Source organism: Paenibacillus forsythiae T98 (assembly GCF_000520735.1).
GTDB classification, from domain to species: domain Bacteria; phylum Bacillota; class Bacilli; order Paenibacillales; family Paenibacillaceae; genus Paenibacillus_AQ; species Paenibacillus_AQ forsythiae.
On record NZ_ASSC01000877.1, the window covers coordinates 1 to 19568 of the forward strand.

At 46.5% G+C, this 19568-nt stretch carries 21 protein-coding genes and 1 pseudogene; 8 read left to right on the forward strand and 14 right to left on the reverse strand.

Going from position 1 to position 19568, the window contains the following annotated elements; translation table 11 throughout:
- Positions 1–194: 194 nt before the first annotated feature.
- The 4 genes from L692_RS0126450 to tlp all read left to right on the forward strand — a co-directional run bounded on the left by L692_RS0126450 (position 195) and on the right by tlp (position 3633).
- Positions 195–1460, forward strand: a complete 1266-nt coding sequence (locus L692_RS0126450; RefSeq protein ID WP_025702889.1) for a Fic family protein — start codon at positions 195–197, stop codon at positions 1458–1460.
- A gap of 110 nt (positions 1461–1570) precedes the next feature.
- Positions 1571–2308, forward strand: coding sequence for a glycosyltransferase family 2 protein (locus L692_RS0126455; protein ID WP_025702890.1), 738 nt, complete (start codon positions 1571–1573; stop codon positions 2306–2308).
- Positions 2308–3000, forward strand: coding sequence for a glycosyltransferase family 2 protein (locus L692_RS0126460; RefSeq protein WP_025702892.1), 693 nt, complete (start codon positions 2308–2310; stop codon positions 2998–3000). The genes L692_RS0126455 and L692_RS0126460 overlap by 1 nt, the downstream gene beginning before the upstream one ends.
- Positions 3001–3408: 408 nt before the next feature.
- Positions 3409–3633 (forward strand): small acid-soluble spore protein Tlp, encoded by a 225-nt coding sequence (gene tlp / locus L692_RS0126470; RefSeq protein ID WP_025702896.1) that lies wholly within the window; start codon positions 3409–3411, stop codon positions 3631–3633.
- 58 nt (positions 3634–3691) lie between these two features.
- Here tlp and L692_RS0126475 read toward each other — a convergent pair whose 3' ends face one another.
- Positions 3692–4234, reverse strand: coding sequence for a hypothetical protein (locus L692_RS0126475; RefSeq protein ID WP_025702898.1), 543 nt, complete (start codon positions 4232–4234; stop codon positions 3692–3694).
- Between the two features lie 98 nt (positions 4235–4332).
- Between L692_RS0126475 and L692_RS0126480 the strand changes: the two genes are divergently transcribed.
- Positions 4333–5247: a phosphatidate cytidylyltransferase gene (locus tag L692_RS0126480; protein WP_025702899.1), complete on the forward strand. Its 915-nt coding sequence runs from the start codon at positions 4333–4335 to the stop codon at positions 5245–5247.
- A 135-nt stretch (positions 5248–5382) separates the two neighbouring features.
- On the opposite strand, the gene L692_RS0126485 is transcribed toward L692_RS0126480, so the two are convergent.
- From L692_RS0126485 to L692_RS0126500, 3 genes are all read right to left on the reverse strand, one after another.
- On the reverse strand, positions 5383–6033 hold the full coding sequence (locus L692_RS0126485) for a TetR/AcrR family transcriptional regulator (RefSeq protein ID WP_025702901.1): 651 nt from the start codon (positions 6031–6033) through the stop codon (positions 5383–5385).
- 66 nt (positions 6034–6099) lie between these two features.
- On the reverse strand, positions 6100–7149 hold the full coding sequence (locus tag L692_RS0126490; RefSeq protein ID WP_025702903.1) for an alpha/beta fold hydrolase: 1050 nt from the start codon (positions 7147–7149) through the stop codon (positions 6100–6102).
- A gap of 443 nt (positions 7150–7592) precedes the next feature.
- The gene (locus L692_RS0126500) at positions 7593–8177 is read right to left on the reverse strand and encodes a TetR/AcrR family transcriptional regulator (protein WP_084463421.1); all 585 of its coding nucleotides are present in this window, start codon (positions 8175–8177) and stop codon (positions 7593–7595) included.
- Positions 8178–8393: 216 nt separating this feature from the next.
- On the opposite strand from L692_RS0126500, the gene L692_RS0126505 reads away from it, so the two are divergent.
- Positions 8394–9131 (forward strand): SDR family oxidoreductase, encoded by a 738-nt coding sequence (locus tag L692_RS0126505; protein WP_025702909.1) that lies wholly within the window; start codon positions 8394–8396, stop codon positions 9129–9131.
- 151 nt (positions 9132–9282) lie between these two features.
- Here L692_RS0126505 and L692_RS0126510 read toward each other — a convergent pair whose 3' ends face one another.
- From L692_RS0126510 to L692_RS0126525, 4 genes are all read right to left on the reverse strand, one after another.
- Positions 9283–10209: an alpha/beta hydrolase family protein gene (locus L692_RS0126510; protein WP_025702910.1), complete on the reverse strand. Its 927-nt coding sequence runs from the start codon at positions 10207–10209 to the stop codon at positions 9283–9285.
- Between the two features lie 24 nt (positions 10210–10233).
- Positions 10234–11109, reverse strand: coding sequence for an AraC family transcriptional regulator (locus L692_RS0126515; RefSeq protein WP_025702912.1), 876 nt, complete (start codon positions 11107–11109; stop codon positions 10234–10236).
- A gap of 79 nt (positions 11110–11188) precedes the next feature.
- Positions 11189–12211: a methyltransferase domain-containing protein gene (locus L692_RS30915; RefSeq protein WP_025702913.1), complete on the reverse strand. Its 1023-nt coding sequence runs from the start codon at positions 12209–12211 to the stop codon at positions 11189–11191.
- 448 nt (positions 12212–12659) lie between these two features.
- Complete coding sequence (locus L692_RS0126525; protein WP_025702915.1) at positions 12660–13595, reverse strand: oxidoreductase; 936 nt, start codon at positions 13593–13595, stop codon at positions 12660–12662.
- Positions 13596–13749: 154 nt separating this feature from the next.
- Between L692_RS0126525 and L692_RS0126530 the strand changes: the two genes are divergently transcribed.
- Complete coding sequence (locus L692_RS0126530; protein WP_025702917.1) at positions 13750–14160, forward strand: MerR family transcriptional regulator; 411 nt, start codon at positions 13750–13752, stop codon at positions 14158–14160.
- Positions 14161–14560: 400 nt separating this feature from the next.
- Positions 14561–15064 (forward strand): AraC family transcriptional regulator, encoded by a 504-nt coding sequence (locus tag L692_RS33755; protein ID WP_051503596.1) that lies wholly within the window; start codon positions 14561–14563, stop codon positions 15062–15064.
- 470 nt (positions 15065–15534) lie between these two features.
- Here L692_RS33755 and L692_RS34095 read toward each other — a convergent pair whose 3' ends face one another.
- The 6 genes and pseudogenes from L692_RS34095 to L692_RS0126555 form a co-directional block, all read right to left on the reverse strand.
- A complete protein-coding gene (locus L692_RS34095) occupies positions 15535–15684 on the reverse strand; it encodes a DNA/RNA helicase domain-containing protein (RefSeq protein ID WP_156940600.1) in 150 nt (49 codons plus the stop codon).
- Between the two features lie 53 nt (positions 15685–15737).
- Positions 15738–15905 (reverse strand): annotated as a pseudogene (locus tag L692_RS34100) (SRPBCC domain-containing protein); the annotation flags it as partial.
- A 355-nt stretch (positions 15906–16260) separates the two neighbouring features.
- Positions 16261–16887 carry a DUF2306 domain-containing protein gene (locus L692_RS30385; protein ID WP_036725845.1) on the reverse strand — a complete coding sequence of 209 codons (627 nt, stop codon included), beginning with the start codon at positions 16885–16887 and terminating at the stop codon, positions 16261–16263.
- 122 nt (positions 16888–17009) lie between these two features.
- A complete protein-coding gene (locus L692_RS33760; RefSeq protein ID WP_312001376.1) occupies positions 17010–17327 on the reverse strand; it encodes a DUF3291 domain-containing protein in 318 nt (105 codons plus the stop codon).
- Between the two features lie 78 nt (positions 17328–17405).
- The gene (locus L692_RS0126550) at positions 17406–18365 is read right to left on the reverse strand and encodes an SDR family oxidoreductase (RefSeq protein WP_025702919.1); all 960 of its coding nucleotides are present in this window, start codon (positions 18363–18365) and stop codon (positions 17406–17408) included.
- A 180-nt stretch (positions 18366–18545) separates the two neighbouring features.
- On the reverse strand, positions 18546–19508 hold the full coding sequence (locus L692_RS0126555; protein ID WP_025702920.1) for an AraC family transcriptional regulator: 963 nt from the start codon (positions 19506–19508) through the stop codon (positions 18546–18548).
- Positions 19509–19568 lie beyond the last annotated feature (60 nt).

Below are 19568 nucleotides of genomic sequence, written 5' to 3' on the forward strand. Positions count from 1 at the left end.
TAAAATGGATCGGAACCTGTGCCGCCCCTTTTTACGAGGGGTCTTTTTCATGTTCTGAAGGAATATGGGCTTGCACGTAAATCAGATAGTAATTAGTATTATATTAGTAATTGGAAAGTATTTAATAAGCACTTGTATGCGTATAGGATTTGTGTTCCTTGGAATATAATAGTAATGCGAACGGAGGTGTTATCATGAGCTTTTCAAACTCTGATTTGGACAAATATGTACTGGAAAAGTACCTGCCTAAACAGGCCTTTATTTATAGACAAAAAGTAGGTCCAGGAGTAATGAAGCTCTGGGAGGAAATAGTCTCTAAGAGAAAAGAAAGATCAATACAGTTAGACTTGTTTGATCAACATGGTGAAAAAATCTGGTTTGTTACAGTGCCTATGATAAACACTTATCTCGACAAGATAGAGTATGGAGCCACACAAGATATACAGGAAATTATATCTCATGTAACGGACTGGGATGAAAAAGTACATGAGCTATTAATCGATGAAGCCTATAACTCCAGTGTTATTGAAGGTGCTGTTTCAACAAGAAAAAGAACCTCGGAGATGCTAAAAAAGAAGCAAGAGCCAAAAGATCATAGCGAAAGAATGATCTATAATAATTATGCAGCAATGATGCATATCCTGGACAATATCGGTACACCTCTGGACGAGGATGTATTTATTCAACTGCACAAGATTATTACTGAGGGCACTCTTGAGGACGACGACATTACTGAAAAATACAGAGATGACGATGTAGAGGTAAAAGACCTTTCAACAAACAGAGTTATCTATCATGCCCCTAAAGCGCGTGATGTACAGTGGATGATGGATGATTTGTTCAAATTTATACACTCTGACACACCTGAGATCCATCCAATCATTAAGGCTTGTATCATCCATTTTTATATTGTATACGTACATCCTTTCTTCGACGGGAACGGCAGAACAGCCAGAGCTTTTACTGTTATGTTTTTATTAAAACAAGGATTTCAGTTTTTTAAGTACCTGTCCATATCCACTGCCATCAATCAGAAGAAAGGCGCTTATTATAAATCGATAGAAGATTGCGAAAAAAATCCAACGGACATCACTTACTTTATCATCAATCAACTGGAATTATTATTAGCAAGATACGTTGAATTATTGGAGCAGCTCCAAACAGAGGTTGGAAAGCTGATATTTAATGATTGGTTAGTTGAAAACGGTTTAGTCCTTTCTAAAAGACAGCACAAAGAAATAACATTGCTTAGTAAGAAGCAGAAAAATTTTGTGACAATCGAAGAGTACAAAAAAAGACATAAGGTTGCTTATGAAACGGCACGTTCCGATTTAATGGAGCTGGAAGCTTTAGGTATTTTTGAGAGAATGAAAGTCAGCAGAAAATTTGTTTACAAGTTTGAGTTTCACAGGTTTATATCAAAGCTAATTCATGAGACTAATAAGGACCATAAGTTCTAAACGGAAGACTGTATGATTACGCCATAGTGGATATGCCGTTACCCTTGTCTATCGACTACATATTGTATAGTGAGATATTGTTAGTCATCACGGATAAGGGGAGCGATGTGATGGAAGCCAGCCCTGGACACTCTATCAAGCAGCAAGGCGTTTCTGTTATTACCTGCACGAATCGGCAAGGCTATGCAGGGAACCTGCTTCATAATTACAGCAGACAGCGTCATCCGAAGAAAGAACTTATCATTATTGTCAACAACGATAAAATACCGCTTGCGCCCTATCAGCGCTTGGCCAAACAACATAAAAATATACAAGTCTTCCGCGTTCCGGAGCACCGCTCCCTTGGAGCTTGTCTGAATTTCGCTGTCAGGAAAGCGAAATATAGCTACGTGGCCAAGTTCGACGACGACGATTACTATGCTCCCTATTATTTAACCGACAGCTTGCAGGCGCTTCACAGAACCAAAGCCGATATCATAGGCAAGCGCGCCCATTATATGTATTTGCGAGGCTCCAAGACTCTGATTCTTCGATTTCCCGATGATGAGAATCGGCCCGCAACCAGGCTGCCGGGAGCTACGCTGGTCATTAAACGGGACGTGTTAAACAAGGTTCGGTTTCCAGATCGAAGCGTTGGCGAGGATGATCTTTTTTGCGTAAGAAGCAAGAGGAAGGGATACAAGGTTCGTTCTGGCGGAAAATATAACTTTGCGGCCATTCGCCGGAAGAATTCATCCAACCATACCTGGGTCATCAGCGATCAGGAACTGATAGCTCATCATAGAAGAATCCCCAATGTCAAGAATTACAAGCAGTTTGTGCAGAGAAAGCCAAAGGGCGTTTTATAATGGCGGCGGTTTCCATCATTACTTGCACGAAACGGCGGCAGTGTATGAACACGCTTTTTCATAACTACAGCAGACAGAATTATCGGAATAAAGAGCTGATCGTCATACTGAATAACAGAAGCCTCAAGATGACCGAGTATGTCCAGGCTGCCAAGCCCTATCCGAACGTCAGAGTCTACAGCTTGCCGGAGCATGTATCGCTCGGGAGCTGCCTTAATTATGGAGTTAAACGATCCAGATACGGTCTGATTGCCAAGTTCGACGACGACGATTATTATGCTCCGGGCTATTTAACGGAAAGTGTGCGGATCATGACCAAGACAAACGCCGATGTCGTAGGTAAACGAGCCCATCATATGTATTTAAGCGGCAAAAAGCGGCTCCTGCTTCGTTATTTTACCATGGCTCATAAGCAGGCTCCCCTCGTTCAAGGAGCGACCCTGCTCGTACAACGGCATGTGTTCGGCAAGGTTCGTTTCCCGAATCGCAATCGGGGAGAATGCGTTAAGTTCTGTTCCGATTGCCTGGCCAAAGGCTTCAGGATATATTCCGGAAGTCCGTACAATTTCATTGCGATGCGCAGAAGGAACTCAAAGGATCACACCTGGATCGTCAGCGATCAGCATCTGTTGACCGGAAATGTGAAAGTGCTGGACGTGAAAAATATAAGAAAATTTGTATCCCGAGGCTAACTCTCGGTCCTGTTCCTGACAGGCTCCGTTTCCGACCACCCACATACATTTATGCGGCCTTGATCGTCAACGTAGAAAATATCAATCTGGTCGTCCGTCTGGCGTTCGGTCGCTATAGCTGACCCGGGGTAGGCGGTCGTAGCCGAACGAAATCCGGTACTCCGCCTTACATGATAGTCTTCCCTGGAGGCGGTAGCGACTCCTCCCCCGTGAGATCCTATCCCGATGCGATCCAGCATCCATTTAACCTCCTCTATAATCCGCTCGTAAATCAGCTTTATCTTGCCCAGATATCGCCAAGTTTAGCACTGGCTCATTCTTTCATCGCTGCATAAAATGCCCCATTACCGGCCAAGCTACCTGTCAGCGCTCCAGTGAGCGTTTTACATTTCAGGAGGCGATAAACCAATGGCAAAGCCGGATAACCGGGCGGATAATGTCGAGCATTTACAGCAAAGCATTCAGAATACACAGCAGAACCTGCACGAGGCGGAAGGATATTTGAATGAATTTTCCTCGGAAATCAGCAGCGAGGAGCGCAGACAGATCGAAGAAAAGAACGAGCGCCGCAAAGAAAGCATCCAGGGCTTTCGGGAGGAAGTAAAGGACGAAGCCGCACATTCGAAGGAATAAAAAAACGGAGAGCCGCCCGAAAGTTCATTTTTCGAGGCTGGATCTCCTTTTTTAGTCGTCAAAGCTCCGGTTCGTATTCGCTTAATTTCCCCTCGTAGATCAGACGCAGCCGGTCGCTTTGCCGGAAATCATCCGGCGTAACGAGCGCAGGCAGCTTACTCCACAGCTTTATACCGGACCGCTCCAGAATTTCCGCGACGAATTGCGAGCAGAAGTAGGAATTGCTGAATTCAATCGGTTCCTTCAGTGCGACGCCGATCACGCCCAGAATGTTATAGAGGTACTTTTGGCGGCTGCGGATAAAGATTTGCAGAACCCGCTTCATTTTCTCCACTTCGCGGCTGGTGACTTGAAGCTCGTAAACAACACACGTCGTATTCGGATACTTGCTGAATGTGCCTGTCTTGAGGTCCTCCTTCACGAATCCGCCATTCAAGGGGTTGCTCGGATGCTTTCTCCCGAAGCTGTACAGCTCCGAAAGCTCCCGGTTGAAGGAAATCGAGGCGTGATTGTAGGGCGCTTTCGTGTAGCCTTGAATAATCTTCGTAAAAAGCGTCCCGGTATTCGTAAGCAAGATAAAGACCGATCGTTCAGCTTCCATTTACAAATTTTCCCCTTATCAAGTTCGAACGTTTCCTTCATAATAACACAAGATCCCTTTAGCGGAATCGTACCTTGCAGACAAGTTGGTGATTGGCATTGAACCGCTCGCTATTCACGATGGTCCTTATTTTTGCAGTCTTATCCGTTATCCATCTTCTGTATTATGTGATGGGCAGAATACAGCCGGACAAAGACTATACGGGCATCGGATTTCGCATCAAGACCTGGTGGGGGATGCTCTTCGTTTTTTGCCTGGCTACCCTGTTCAACCCGGTCGTTTCACTCTTTTCCTTAATGGTGCTCGCCTTCTTCGCGCTGAAGGAATATTTCTCCATGATGAAGTCGAGAAAATCCGAACGCAGACTGTTCTTATGGGCCTACTTGTCAATTCCCTTGCAGTTCTACTGGATTTATATCGGGTGGTACGGGATGTTCATTGTCTTTATCCCTATCTATGTATTCTTGTTCCTGCCGCTCCCGAGGTTGATTAACAAAGGGACGGTCGGTTTTCTGCGCAGCGTCAGCCGGGTCCAGTGGGGACTTATGCTGATGGTCTTCGGACTGAGCCACCTGGCCTATTTCCAATTTGCCGCGCCGCAGTACGGAGCGGGACTTGTGCTTTTTCTGGTGGTGCTGACACAGCTCGGGGATGCCGTGCACTATTTGGCCTCGATCTATTTCGGCAAGCGGAAGGTGGTCCCGACCGCCAACCCGAATCTGACCTGGGAAGGCTTCGCATGCGCATTTCTCGTAACGACAGGAGCTTCGTATCTGGTCTATCCCTACCTGACGCCGCTTGACCTGACCTTCGGCATCGTGTCCGGCATGCTGATCAGCCTGAGCGGTTTCTTCGGCAGCTTGACGGTGTCCGTACTGAAGCGGGACTTGTTAATCGGGGATGACGATAAGTTCGTTGCTTTGAACAAGAGCTACTTGAGCCGGGTCGACAGCCTGACCTACACCTCGCCGGTCTTTTTCCACGTGATCCGTTATTTTTTTGATTTTATGTAGCTGTATGGCATCGGTTGCTGGTGCTTTCGTGAGGAGAGGGCTTAGGAAGCAGTTCTGTCTTCCCAAGCCTTTTGCGCGGTTTCCTACCATGGCTCGCCGCTGTTTATGGCAGGGTTCACCGTGCTGTCTGTAACGTCAAATTTTTGGGCCATCCTTTGTAGGGGCTCTATCATTTGAAAGATTGAACCAGGGTTTCCCGTTTGTCAATAATCGCATTAAGAAGTCCACATCCGGTAACCCATGCTCTTCCTTCTCAGCTTCCTCCAAAATAAGACAATTAATGATGTGAAAGTACCAGGCCAACAGCTTCCGTGGATCTCCCGAGGAGAATTCTCCAGCATGCTGCCCTTGAACAAAGATTGGAATCAGTCTGTCGAGTACAACATCCACTGAATGTTGTTCTAGAATCCGTGCCGCCGCCTCTGGAATTTCACCCGTCTTCCGTGCCCTTAGAATGAACATAAATGCATATTTACTGCTCTCGTCCAGCATGCCTTGGGTTAAAGTCTTGATTTGTTCAAAGGGAGAGCCGGACAAATATTGAAGATTCTCGGTTTCTTTCTTCGCCTCTTCCATTAACTCCTGAACGAGCGTGGTGAATAGCTCTTCTTTGGATTTGAAATATCGGAAAATAAGGCCTTCGCTGATACCGGCTTCCGCAGCGATCATACTCGTTTTCGTTCCCGAGTATCCGTGCCGGGCAAATTGTTTAAGCGCCGCCTGCTTAATCTGTTCTCTGCGCTCGTCGCGGATCAGATTCAGCTGGTGTTTATTTAATGGGGACAATGAGCTTCAATCTCCAATCTTATTAAAGAATTATCCTCATAGTACCACGAAATCTCTTAATTTATCTCATCTACACAATTCGTTCTCTGTTCTGACTGCTAGAGGACCTACCCGCTTCATAAGCTCCTCCAAGAATTGCTCCGGCCGGGAAAAACAAGCAAGATGGCCGGCATTCCGAATCCGAACATATTCTTTGAACGGAGCTTCAATCTTGTCGAAGTATGCTTGTGCCGTTGCAGTTGGCGTTATGATATCTTGATCGCCATGCATAATAAAGAAAGGCAATTCAAAGCAAAGTCCAACCTGGTCGAAGTCAAAAGCCACTAACTCGTCAAACAGATGGCCAAGAGTGTAATTCATCCCTTTGAAAATATGGATGAGATCACTGAACTTGTGTTCAGGGGAAGAGAGCATAGACGGCAGGGTGAGGTCCATAATCATATTTGGCACATCGTTAATCACTTTTACCAGATACTGATTTCTCAGTTCAAAATCTTTCCGGCTCCATCGGGTGGGATCCGGCCCCATTTTCATGGCCAAATGAACTCCCTTCGCATGGCCTGCATTGCGGAAAGCACCTAGCGTCACTTTGTACGTTTGATGCTGAGGATCCGGAGCATTTTGATCTGTACCGACATAAGCATAAAACAGGTCGGGACGCTGTTTAGCCATCATAATTCCAATCAGACTGCCTACTGAACTGCCGATGAGAATCACTTTCTGATGCCGGAGTTTGTTGCACAGATATTCCGCCAACTCGATGCCATCCTGAGCAATGCGGTCGAAGGTGATCGTACCGCTTCCGTCTTTTCCGTTCCTGGTGAACGTTTTGCCAGCGCCTCGCTGATCCCATTGAACGATTGTGAAATGTTTCTCCCACGAACGCAATAACGGGCTGAAAATGGAGTACGGGGAAGCTGGCCCGCCATGGATGAACAATAGAACGGGATTATGGTAATCCTCTCCCCGTATGGTTACCCATTGGTCGATATCGCCGATTTTAACGTAACGGCTTTCAACGATACGATTCGGCGTATCAATCTGAAGCAGTTTTGTGTTTTTACGACGATTGCGTTTTCGCAGTAATAAATCCGGCAAGATGTTCTTTTTACTCATCTTTTGCAACTCCTTTAGAAACAAATGTTGAATTTTAGGATGAGTGAGTAACTCACTTATTATAAAAGTATATTACTTCCCGCTTATTGTCAATCGCGTGAATTAGCCCTACTCAAGGACAACTTCTTGTTCCAGGATGGATAAGATTTGATTGAGGTTGCCCTGTTTCAGAGCGCTCAGGAAGCCATGAACGAGCTCGGGGGTGGCTCCCTCGGAATGAACAAGTTGTTCAGATGCAATCCCCATTTTCGCGCTCTGAGTTCCATTTCCATCTGCCTCCATAGTGAACGTTCTGGAGGAACTATAGCATACACTCGCAAGACAAAGATATCCTTCATTTTCGACCTCAAAAAAATCATATGCCGAATTGTGACGTTGCATGAATATCTTGATCGCTAAGGCACCCCTTTTGTTATTGCCGATATAAGGTTACAAGTTCATGGTCACTTCATGATATTTGGATAAATCTGATTTTTTTCAAATAATTTTCTGACCTGATCGGCCATAAAATCCGTGGAATGCGGCATTTGATGACGAATCCACCACTCCACAATCCCGATAAAAGCAGAAGCCATGAATTGAGCATTTAGCTCACTCTCGACATCAGACTTATTACCCAGCTTATTCATTTTATCCATAAGACTGACGGAGATAAATTGCTGCAACCGGTCCCGAAATACAAAGACCCTTTGATTGGAGAACATAGAAGAAAAGAACGGGAAGTGGTCCCGCAAATAATCGAAAAACGGTTTTGACTCATGTATGAGCTCTATATTAACTTCATTGACTTCCCATCTCTTGCAAAGAGAGACTAATTCGTTGATGTGCTCTTCAATGCATTTATCCAAGAGATCGTATTTGTCAGTGTAATGCAGATAAATGGTTCCACGGTTAACATTGGCGCGGTCCGCGATATCGTTAATCGTAATTGCTTCAAAATCTTTTTCCAAGAACAGCTCCAAAAAGGATTTCGTAATGGATTGTTTTGTTCGGAGAATGCGGCGGTCGATTTTTACGGCATGTTCCATTGCATTCGTTACCTCCTTAAGATCATCAACAATTCCGAGTGTACTGTTGTATATCAAACAAATACGCATCAATTAACCATTGAGTATTCGGGGCTACTATCTATAATGTTAATCAACGGACGCCATATAATCAACACACATTTTATATCGGATGTTCGTTTAATTTCAACCTTCCCATCTATCTATCTTAATTTATAAGCAAAGGAGCAGTAACTCATGGAAAATATTCAAAGCAAAGTGGTCATTATAACAGGAGCCTCCAGTGGAATAGGAGAAGCAACTGCGAAGTTGCTGGCCCAAAACGGCGCGAAGGTAGTATTGGCTGCTAGAAGAGAAGAACGTCTGCATGCAATAGTTGATGAAATCAAACAGGGTGGCGGTGATGCCTATTCTGTAAAAGCGGATGTCGTTTCCGCTGAAGATATGCAGAAATTGGCCAAATTCACCTTGAATACGTATGGCCGAATCGATGTATTAATCAACAATGCAGGCATTATGCCGAACTCCAATCTGTCTGAACTAAGAGTTGAAGAATGGGATCAAATGATCGATGTGAACATCAAAGGTGTTCTGTATGGCATCGCGGCAGTATTGCCCACCATGCGGGAGCAGCAATCCGGCCATATCATCAACCTGTCTTCTACAGCCGGTTATCATGTGGCCCCGAGATCGGCCGTTTACTCTGCCACTAAGTTCGCCGTGAGGGCCATTTCAGAAGGGCTGCGCCTGGAAGAGTCCCCGACTTCGCATATACGGTCTACCGTGATTGCTCCAGGGCTGACTAGAACCGAACTGCTCGATCGCATCACCAGCCCAGAAGTACAAGCGATAGCCAATAAAATTAAAGATATGGGCATTTCTCCTTACAGTATTGCCAAAGCCATTGCTTTTGCCATAAATGAACCTGATGACACCCTGATTAGTGAAATTATGGTTAGACCGACCGTGCTTTGAACATTACCTCCATCAAAATGTCTCAACTGAACGGAGACATCACCAGTTCAAGAGGAGCATGTGTGACCAAAACTGGAATTTGTGAGCTTGTATGTCAGAATTCGATGCACCCCAAGCAATCTCGCTCGTTCCCCGCCGAAAAAACTTGCCGCTATTTATGATACGGTTCTCCGCGTTGTCGGACAGATGATTGATGACTGCATAGGAAATGCTGTACTTCAGCGTTGAGCCACTCATGAAACTGTTCCCGATCAAATCCGGGAGGGTCTTGGGATGGAAGGAATGACGGATTTATCATCGATTTGGGAAATGGGCTCAGAAAGGAAAAGTGCCCTGCATTTTCGACTGTTCGATAACGAATCTTATTCGGGTCGGCAACCCCGCCGATAATAACTTGTGCGTGAAAGGAAGGAGTGTACGGATCCTTCTCGGCATCCAGCATGAGAATGGGGAGGTTAACCGCACGCAACGCCCCGTCAGCCCGAAACCAAACCGACGCCGGGGCCAATAGAACCAGAGACTTGATCCGGGGATCCGGGACTACCTCTATGGTCCGGGATTGTCCGTCGGATGACTCCTGAGGGAACGAGGCGGGTATGCCGCCTGCCGCCGCCAGTGCGGTGTAGCCCCCCAAGGAATGCCCGATGACCGAAACGGCATTGGGCATTATTTTACGGCTGATCCTCTCATCTTCAAAAAACCAGTCGATGGCCATTCTAAGATGTCTCGGTCTGTAAGCAAGGTTCTGAACCGTCCCTTCCAGGCTATTATCATTACGATTGTTGTACGGATGCTCGGGCATGCCGACGATAAAGCCGTTTCGCGCTAAATGCCGGGCAAGCGTCCGGTATACAAGAGGAGAACCACCTGTTCCGTGGGAAATGAGAACCAGAGGAAATTTCCCTTCCAAGGGGTCTGCGTCCCTAGCCAATTCCAGCAGGTATGGCCCTAGCCGCTCTTCTTGTTCAGGCCTGTCCGTCGGATACATCACCGTTATGGGAAACGTAATTCCCAGTGAGGCGTCCGATAATTGCACTTCAGAATATCCTGCATACCCTTGTCGATTATTTCCTTTCATCCAAAACCGTCCTCCAATCATGGCTCATGTTACGTCCGGGCCAATAGGGATATAAATGTCAAATTCCGAATCCTCATGCAATGGCCCCAGGTATCTATGGTCGTAGCGTGCAAATTCCGGTTGGTTCATGAGCATTCTCCCCGATTTGGGCAGCCACGTGCTGTAAATATACTGAAACGTGTCTTGTATCCCCGCAACGGTTCCCTTATGTGAGAATACAGCATAAGTCGTTGGCGGCAGGATTTTATCAACCATACCCTCAGGCGTCCGCCCGGCTTCGCTGACCTCGACGCAAGCGGTGTAAGAGACCTCCCACTCCCTTCCGGTAAGTTCGATTAATGCATAATAAATCGAATCGTGATCTCGCCTTCTATCCAACTCCGCCACGCGTTTTCTGAAGGCGTTCCACAATTTCCCGATTTGGTTGGAATTAAGACCTCTCATTTCCATTCCCGTCAGATAAAGTTCGCCCATAGAGATAATTAAGGGATCATGGGTTACGCCTTCGTGCAAATGCCGAAGCCCGACTTCATCCAATGCCTTCTTCTCCATTGCCCGGAACAGCGTGTCTTTCATATCCTTCTGCTTTCTGAATTGTCCCGGAGTGATCGAGAACCTCCGTTGAAACGAACGTGTAAAGGCTTCCTGAGATGAAAAATGATATTTGACCGCGATCTCTACGATTCTAAGGTTGGTATTAAACAAATCGTAGGCCGCATAGGTTAATCTCCGCCACCTTATGTACTCCGAAACGGTGCTTCGTGTGACGGATTGGAATATTCGATGGAAGTGATATGAAGTGTATCCAACCTCTGCAGCAATTACTTCTGCCGTAATCTCATCGGACAGATGGGCCTCGATGTAGACAATTGCCTTGGTTACCGATTGCATGTAATTCATCTCATCGCCTCCATGGAGATATACCAACTATAATATAATACGGTCCTTAATTTTTGATATTTTTTGCGGAAATAGGCGGTTACAGCTTTTTGAGCAATAACAGGGTCGGATTAAGCCCTTTCAAGCAAAGGGTTGTCACCGTCGAATAACGAAATTGCAACTTCTCAGCTGCTGATCGCGCCGCAGCATCCGCATCCGTTAAGCAAAGGAGACTCCCATCGCTTTTTAATACCCGTTTCATCTCCTTGAAGACATCATAGTACAGTTTTGGAATATCTTCGTCTGTCGATATTTGCCTGCCAAAGGGCAGGTTGGTGACCACTTTATCGACAAATCCGGCATCAATAGGCAGATGGCGGGCATCCCAATGCCGAATTCTCAAACGACCATAGAATCCAATGTTTTCTATAGAAGCTTCTACCGCCTCCTCAGAAAGATCTCCACCGTCAATTTGATCATATGGATAAGCGAGACGTTCGGATACGATCGTACCTGAGCCGCAGCACGGATCGACAACAATATCCGTTGCTTCGGGATTCGATAACCAAACAAGAGCATGCGCGACGGAAGGACGCAAAGCAGCATGGGTGAATCTTCTCTGCTCCGTTCGATAACGATATGAGGCATCTGTCAACCGCAAAGCGAAGACCGCATCCTCATGATGGATGTCAAGTCGAAACTCCATTTCGTGCCTTCCTGTCATGTCCAGTCGATATCGGCGATCACACCGCGCAATCCCTCTTGCAGCCGCCTCCGCCGCATCAAATCGGGAGTAGGTATGCTTCCCTGCTCTGCTGGCATTAACTTTATAACGGATCGTACCGAAATGCTCCGGAAATTCCCGGGACAAATCTAATTGAGCTATTTCATGTTCGATTTCAGCCAGATGTATCTTATGCGGTCCGACCTGGAACCGATGAATTTGGCAGTAAAGGTTGTCTGCAGTTCGCAAAACCGTCAATGCCCCCATAGACAAACTTGAATGAAAATAAACTTTTCCCCGCTCTATACGTTGAATCTTGGCATCAGGAATTTTTACTCCAATTTCATTCTCTAAAACATGCTCAAGCCCCGGTAAAACGGTCACAAAATAAAGCGCCATCTTTCATTACCCCTTCGTATTTGACTTTTGGCGCATAAAAAAACGCAAATGAACAAAAGTCCATTCGCGTCTCCTATACACACAAATATGGCGTCCCCTCTATAGGGGCACCTCAGGATTGTACGTGATTGAATGTTCCGTTCCTTGACAGTCGAAAGCATGCAGAACTACATGAAAACAAGACCTGAAACATTAGTTCCGGGCTTCTTCTCACATGCTAATCGCCTTATTCAGTTGATCTTTACTGGATCACAACTGTCAAGAATACGGCCATCATCATCAAAGCACGAATCCCTCCATCAATACGAATATTCAAATTATACAACACTTCACCGGTGTGCTCAACCGATGGCCTTCGGTGGCTTATTCTATTCGCTATGCGACGAATTCGGCACACTTGATTGGGTCGTTGCTCTGCAACAAAAATGGTATCTCCAAACGACTGCAACTATTCAATAAATTTGACTTTTGTCAACGTTTCAGATTCTTCCCAAAGCTTAGAAGCAACCCCAACATCCATTGCCTGCGGCGCAATTTTAGCTACCGTTGGATACCCTCTCATCTCATTCATTCTGGAGGGCCCGTAATATGTGCCTTCTGTTGCTTCTTTAGCTGTCGCGGCATAAAGTGACGGCCATGCTCCATGGGCTGCCGGCTGGAAAAAAACAGGTCCAAACAAACGCCGAACTAAACCCGCCGGGCTATTTTTTCCCGATCCATTGGGGATTAATTCTGTCCTTGAGATTCCCGGATGTGCAGCCATACTGCTTATCCCCCAGCCGGCTGCATCACTTCGCCGTTGCAGTTCAAGCGAGAACATCAGGCACGCGAGCTTTGACTGGGCATAGGCAACCATTGGTTTGTATTGGTGTTCCGATTGTAAATCATCGAAATGGATTACTCCTGAACGATGAGCTATACTGCTCAAAGTGACCACCCGAGGCTTGTTTGCTCTTAGCAGAAGGGGGAGCAATTGTGCTGTTAATGCAAAATGTCCAAGATAATTTGTACCCATCTGCAGTTCAAATCCATCTTTTGTAGTCCTGCGCTGAGGCGGATTCATTACCGCTGCATTGTTAATCAAGATATCCAAACTTTTGCGTTGCGCCCTCATTCGTTCGCCAAATGCTTTAACAGATTCAAGATCCGCCAGGTCAAGTTTTTCGAAACGTATAATTCCAGCAGGAATTCGTTTGTTGATCTTTTTTAAAGCCTCTTCACCCTTATCCTTGTTTCGACCTGCCATAATAACCTCGGCTCCTGCGCGAGTCATCTCCAATGCTGTTTCATAGCCAATTCCACCGGTTCCTGTAATAACAACCGTGACGCCCTTTTGTAAGGGAATATCAACTGCAGTCCAATCACGCTTCATATTTTCTGCCATCAGTAACTCTCCTTATCATTTCATTTGTGTAAAGCTTATAAATTGCATTAAGCACCTTGAACGTTCTTGGATTGTGCTTTAAACTCATGGTAGCACTTAGAGTTCAATCTAAGTCAAATGTGTTTGCCCATCATATTTTAAGGAGATTTTGGCCATGTATACCATTAATGAAGTTGCCACAGCCTGCAATATTTCCGCGCATACCATCCGTTTTTATGATAAAGAAGGACTTCTGCCCTTTATCACTCGAAACAGCACCAGAAAGCGGCAGTTTAGTGAAGCCGATCTGGAAGTGATAAAGCTGATCTGCTGCCTTAGAAACTCGGGGATGCAAGTCAAGGAAATTAAGCAATATATTGATTTATGCATGCAAGGGAAAGAAACTGCTCCTGTAAGGAGAGAGTTGTTAATTGACCACCGTAAGGCAATCCTGAGGCAGATCGATGATTACAAAAAGAATTTGAATATTGTTGATTTAAAAATAGCCTTTTATGATTCTTATATCGCTGCTCCACATGCCGGCTATGATCCGATGAAATTCATGTTGGAAAATAAAAAATCATGATTTGCTCAACAAAAAAAGGAAAGAAGCAGGCAAACGCTTAGAGTTGTGTCTAAGTGTTTGCCTGCCCGACCGGAGTGTGACCTACCTGCTCCACCATCCCCATGTTGCAAGTACAGGCTCCTGCGAGTTTTTCTTCAAAAAACTTGCCCCTACTTGTGATACGGTTCACCGCGATGGCTGAAGGGGCAAGTTTTACGTTTCTCGGTATTTTGGTTATATTAGTTTTACTATATACCGATAGGTGTGATTATCATTGATATAAAAAAGAACTTCGAATTCAATGCAATTAGAGTTCGAAACTTTCTTGAAGCAGAATGTGAGGGGTTCTTCTGGAATAACATCAATCTATTGCTCTCAGTTCAATTTTCAAGATATTTTGCATTACTCAGAGGGTGATTATTTGGCGGCGCTGATCGATATGCCCGCTTCCTCCCAAATCATCGGCGCTACGGAACAATCGCCTTATATCAGTTTGCGTATCGATTTTACGACCCAAGAAATCGCTTCTGTGGTCATGGAGACGGAACTTGTCACGGAACCCAAAGGGAAAGATCTGCGTGTCGGAGCCTTCATCGGAAAATCGGATGCCGAGCTGCTGGACATCTCTTTACGGTTACTGAAGTTAATCGATAAGACTAAAGAAGTTCGGTTTCTGTCCGAACTGATCAAACGGGAAATGATCTTTAACTTACTGTCAGGGGATTATGGGCACTTATTTTTCCAAAAGGTGTTCTTTGATCAAATAGAAGACGGAATCGGAAAGGCGATCCGTTGGATTAAAGAAAATTACGCAAGCTCTTTTACCGCCCAGGAACTTGCAAAATCCTGCAACATGAGCACCTCCGGACTGCATCATAAATTCAAAGCGGTAACGAAAATGGGGCCCTTGCAGTATCAGAAGTAGCTCCGCTTCTTGAAGCAAGGCGTCTCATGTTGAGCGGTCCCGTGGGGGCAACGACAGCGGCTTTGAAAGTAGGCTATGAAAGTCCGTCACAATTCAATCGGGAATATCGAAGATTTTTGGTCTGCCTCCTCTGCAAGATATCAAAGCGGTGCGTAAAACTTCTTACGCCGGGGGATTCGAGGATAGCTAGTTAACCCTGAGAAAATCAGAGGTTTGACGACAAGATCAAAAGGAAAGGTACGGTCGAAAGAGTATTAAAGACCATCGAATCGTTCTGGATTTTTATTAGCCACCATTCATGTCCTCAAAATCGTACGGGATTTCAATTTTTAGTAAGCTTCGGCACTCACCTTAAAGGTGTAGAGCCCAAAACCTATATTGAAGACTTTCACAATTATATATATCAAATGATGGAGAACTATCCCTGATAAGGTCTCGCCTCGGCAATTACGTTCCAACGCTGGTTTAGACTATCCTCTAAATTCAGTTAATCTTAGATCAGCATCCCATACATTGCATGTCCAATCTAATTCTAAACCCTGGACATCAAATTCAGTTGCAGCATCTTCAAGGAAGTACGATAAGCGAATATCCTCTTTATCATGAAAGGTGTGGTCGATATGTCGAACGTATCAGGGCCGGGCTCCAATCCGAGCAGGACTAGCTCTAATCGACCTAGGTAGTAATTCCATCCGGCCCGATGCGTACGTCTGCGCGAAACCGGTAAACCGTCGTGCGTTAAGAACATTTGAGTTCCGTTGCTCTGCTCTCGTAATTGAATCTCAACGGTGCTGAAGCCTGGCGGAAACGAGTCCGAGCCAGTCCAGCCCCAGGTGAACACGACCCCGCCACCATGTCCTATCGGGTGAAGGGATCTGTCCGGCTGGGGCAAACTAACCCAAGTTTATCGTAATATCTCAGCTTTTGGATGGAAAATTCCGCAGATCCGCGAGACGTGCCCAATCGTTTAGGTTTGGTCGCTAGCCATACTTCCTTCAAAGTCCCCTTCCGTATCCTCCGTTTGAGCACTCCTCTCCCTTTCGTCCGGTGGAGACGATTTTCCTTCCATACTCGCTTTTCATCGTAAAAACCTGCGTCATTGGGGGCGCGGCACGAACTACATTCCACCGTACGCACAATAAAACTGCGCCATGGATGCGCAGTTTTACGGATCGTTTTGGCATGGCAGTTGTGGATCATTTCCGCTGCCGCAACCTCATTCTGGAAATCACGGCTTCTATGACGAGCAGATTAGGAATCCAACAAATCCAAGCGACAACCCGAAACGCCGCCTCGAAATCGCCAAACAGAAGAGCCAGCGGCGCTAACCAGATTCGAAGCGTGACAGCTGCAAAAGTAAGCGCATAACTGCGAAGCATCCATGCTTTATGAGCTTGGATGTCTTTGGCCATAATTTTTCTCGTTGCAGTAAGCGTCGTCGCAACCCACAATACATCGAGCGACATGAACCCAAGCCCGGCAATCCAACCTCCTGTGGCAAAAAGGGATAAATACACACTCACGATCCCACTAACTGTAATCGAAAGAACATATCCATACCCCAATAGACGATGCCAACGTTTCCTAGCGTTTGTTGGCTTCATAAATAGTTGAAAGGGTCCTATGATCAAGGCAAATATCGCGGTAAAAATATGAATGTATAGTACATATATCCATGGTTTGAGTTCAAAATTCGGCTTTTGCAATTTGAAAGAGACAAGTCCGGCATCACTAGCTTTAAGCACGCCATACTGAACAATTGCGTATCCGGCAATCGAAAATGCGAGAATGAGAACGACTGCCCGAATCATCTTATTTTCCATATGAATTATTCTCCTCCGTTGATGCACCGTGAAGCTGTTGCCCCATAAACCCTATAGTGGCTATAGGATCAATACCGATCTTCTCGATTGAGGCACCAGCTTGGGGTCGAAAGGGACGCAATTCACCGCTTGTTCTGGTCCAGTTTCCTGCCGTACTTTTGATGCAAACGGATCTTCGCTTCCTCCCAGCTAGGAATAGTATCGGCATCCCAGTGGACGGCATCAAATTCATCGCCAATTCGGCGTGCGATCCGCATGGCCTTGGCGTGATTGCCGTGATTGCGGTATTCCAGCATGCGATCCTTGTTCTCCCATACCGACATCGTCCAACCTATTCTCCAACTGTCGCGTGTGAGGTCGGAATGTAGCAATCCGGCAGCCATATTCAGTTGCTTCGTTGACCGAACGATGTGGTAGATAAAAAACGGGAGCACCCACATGCCCTTCACTCGCACCCGTGTCACTGAAATCAACAACGAAATCGCCCCTTCCACGAAACATCCATTCTCGGTTTACAGTTAGAAATAATACCCCTTCCGAATATCATCTAAAAGGGTAGGATGTACTGGATTCCATCCCAAACGCTCCTGCGTCAACGCACTGGACGCCGGATTATCCGTTTTCGTGAAGGGCGCAAGCCATCCGAAATGTTTACCTGCTTCTTCAACTCCAATGCCTTGGACCGGCAAGTTCAGATGGAGGCCCAAAGCCGTGGCGATCTCTTGAAACGGAATGCCCTCTTCGCTCACTGCATGAAATCGGGACCCTGCCGGAGCTTGTTCTAAGGCGAGTCTAAACAGACGCGCCGCATCCAGTAGATGCACGGATGGCCAACGGTTGGTTCCAGAGCCTGTATAGGCGGAGAAACCCTTCTTGTGAGCGATGTTCACCAGATTTGGGAACAAGCCCGTCTTATCGCCTTCACCGTGTACGATCGGTGGGAGGCGTACAATCGAGGAACGTACGCCCCGATTCGCCAAGTCTAAGGTGGTATGTTCAGAAATGATGCGTAATCCACCTGGGGATTGAGGATCCCCAGCGCTGTCCTCCGTTCCGAGACGGCCGGGAGTAAGCGTCATCGTAGGCATTGCGGCGACAAACGCCCGGTCACCGGCGGGTAAGGCGGTGCCAAGTGTCTCGATGGCTCGCCTGTCGGTCTCAATTGCAGCCTTCATAAATCGCATCACCACATGACGAGGATTCCCGCCGAATAAAACTCTAAGCCGAGTTGGAAGGCCCGCATGCGAGAACTTGTGGAAGAAGGCCAAATGAATGACCCCGTCTACTGCAGCAGCCACTTTGCGCAAGCCTGCTAAATCCTCAATCGAACCGATTTGAACCTGGGCACCCAATGCCGTAAGCCGTTTGCCAGCTTTTTCAGAACGGGCAAGACCAACCACTTGGTGACCGGCATCCAGCAGTTCGCGAACGACCGCCCCTCCGATGAAGCCTGTCGCCCCTGTAACCAATACACGCATTTTCAAAAAGCCCCTTTCCTATCGGTAGGATGTTTACTCTAAGTATAGGGGATTGACCACTGCGGTCTTTGCCTTTTCCGTCGGAGTTTTTGCCTGTTTCAACAGATTCCGCCGCTTAATAAAGAAAAATCCGCTAGGCGCTATGCCCGCGGAAATTGAAAAGCCGTTTATGTGTGCGTTTCACTTCAACTGTTGCTGGTCCTGACGCCACCTTGTGATATCTCTAGTTGGAGGGGACCCAAAAAATCGGCTATAATCACGGCTAAATTGGGAATCGCTCAAATAGCCCACAAGCCGGCTCGCCGTAGTTGCGTCAATGGAGCTGGATAACATTAGACGCCTCGCCTCTTGCAGGCGCAGCACCTTTTGATATTGCAGAGGGCTCATCGCAGTAGCCGATCTGAAATACTCGCGAAACGACGATTCGCTCATATGGACCAACTCCGCCAAATCCGCTACTTTCCACGGCTGGGAGAAGTTATTTTGGAGCCAATCAATCGCTTTTGCAACCTGCTGCATGCCCGATTCCGCCAGAACAGTCTCGGCAACATAAACACCGATTGGGCTACGGAGGAGGCGGATATAAATCTCGTCTTTCACCAACGGAGCCAGCATTTGAGCATCATCGGGAGAGGACAGACAAGCCATCAATCTTGCAGCGGCATTCATCATGGCCAAATCTGCTTCGATGACGTAGCATGCACTGCGATTGCTAACCTCCGGCAAACCATTAGGAAATACCATCGGCAGCAACGAAGCAATCCTTTGCGGATCAAGGTATAAACCTATCCCCAAGAACGGTGCTTGGGGGCTGGCCTGCATGATTTTCATCGCAACCGGCAAGGCAACGGGGGCAATATACATTCGCGAAGCATTATACTCATAAGCATCCTTGCCTACGGTAATTCGCTTTTTCCCTTGCGCTGCAATGCAGATTGTCGGCGAGAACATGGTGTGAACATCATCCGCCGCTTCTACTTGCGAATATCGGTTCACATACAGACCATGGATCGGTGAAGCATAGGTCCCATCCTGCGAAGTATGCGTGTAAATCAAACTTGCCAACCGGGCTGCTTCACCATCTAGCGCAGACTTGGCCTCATCTAATACAGATACATCCTCATATTTATGGTTATTGGCCATGTTCACAAGCAACTTCCCCCTCAGATGTAACGGGATGATAGGCATGTTCATGATACCACA

Excerpts from the sequence above, each read along its gene's own strand:
- L692_RS0126505 (WP_025702909.1), top strand. The coding sequence starts at position 8,394 with ATGGAAAATATTCAAAGCAAAGTGGTCATTATAACAGGAGCCTCCAGT.
- L692_RS0126460 (WP_025702892.1), top strand. The coding sequence starts at position 2,308 with ATGGCGGCGGTTTCCATCATTACTTGCACGAAACGGCGGCAGTGTATG.
- L692_RS0126530 (WP_025702917.1), top strand. The coding sequence starts at position 13,750 with ATGTATACCATTAATGAAGTTGCCACAGCCTGCAATATTTCCGCGCAT.
- L692_RS0126510 (WP_025702910.1), bottom strand. The coding sequence starts at position 10,209 with ATGAAAGGAAATAATCGACAAGGGTATGCAGGATATTCTGAAGTGCAA.
- L692_RS0126490 (WP_025702903.1), bottom strand. The coding sequence starts at position 7,149 with ATGAGTAAAAAGAACATCTTGCCGGATTTATTACTGCGAAAACGCAAT.
- tlp (WP_025702896.1), top strand. The coding sequence starts at position 3,409 with ATGGCAAAGCCGGATAACCGGGCGGATAATGTCGAGCATTTACAGCAA.
- L692_RS30385 (WP_036725845.1), bottom strand. The coding sequence starts at position 16,887 with ATGGAAAATAAGATGATTCGGGCAGTCGTTCTCATTCTCGCATTTTCG.
- L692_RS33760 (WP_312001376.1), bottom strand. The coding sequence starts at position 17,327 with ATGTGGGTGCTCCCGTTTTTTATCTACCACATCGTTCGGTCAACGAAG.
- L692_RS0126515 (WP_025702912.1), bottom strand. The coding sequence starts at position 11,109 with ATGAATTACATGCAATCGGTAACCAAGGCAATTGTCTACATCGAGGCC.
- L692_RS0126550 (WP_025702919.1), bottom strand. The coding sequence starts at position 18,365 with ATGCGTGTATTGGTTACAGGGGCGACAGGCTTCATCGGAGGGGCGGTC.
- L692_RS0126455 (WP_025702890.1), top strand. The coding sequence starts at position 1,571 with ATGGAAGCCAGCCCTGGACACTCTATCAAGCAGCAAGGCGTTTCTGTT.
- L692_RS0126475 (WP_025702898.1), bottom strand. The coding sequence starts at position 4,234 with ATGGAAGCTGAACGATCGGTCTTTATCTTGCTTACGAATACCGGGACG.
- L692_RS0126525 (WP_025702915.1), bottom strand. The coding sequence starts at position 13,595 with ATGGCAGAAAATATGAAGCGTGATTGGACTGCAGTTGATATTCCCTTA.
- L692_RS0126450 (WP_025702889.1), top strand. The coding sequence starts at position 195 with ATGAGCTTTTCAAACTCTGATTTGGACAAATATGTACTGGAAAAGTAC.
- L692_RS0126555 (WP_025702920.1), bottom strand. The coding sequence starts at position 19,508 with ATGGCCAATAACCATAAATATGAGGATGTATCTGTATTAGATGAGGCC.
- L692_RS30915 (WP_025702913.1), bottom strand. The coding sequence starts at position 12,211 with ATGGCGCTTTATTTTGTGACCGTTTTACCGGGGCTTGAGCATGTTTTA.
- L692_RS0126500 (WP_084463421.1), bottom strand. The coding sequence starts at position 8,177 with ATGGAACATGCCGTAAAAATCGACCGCCGCATTCTCCGAACAAAACAA.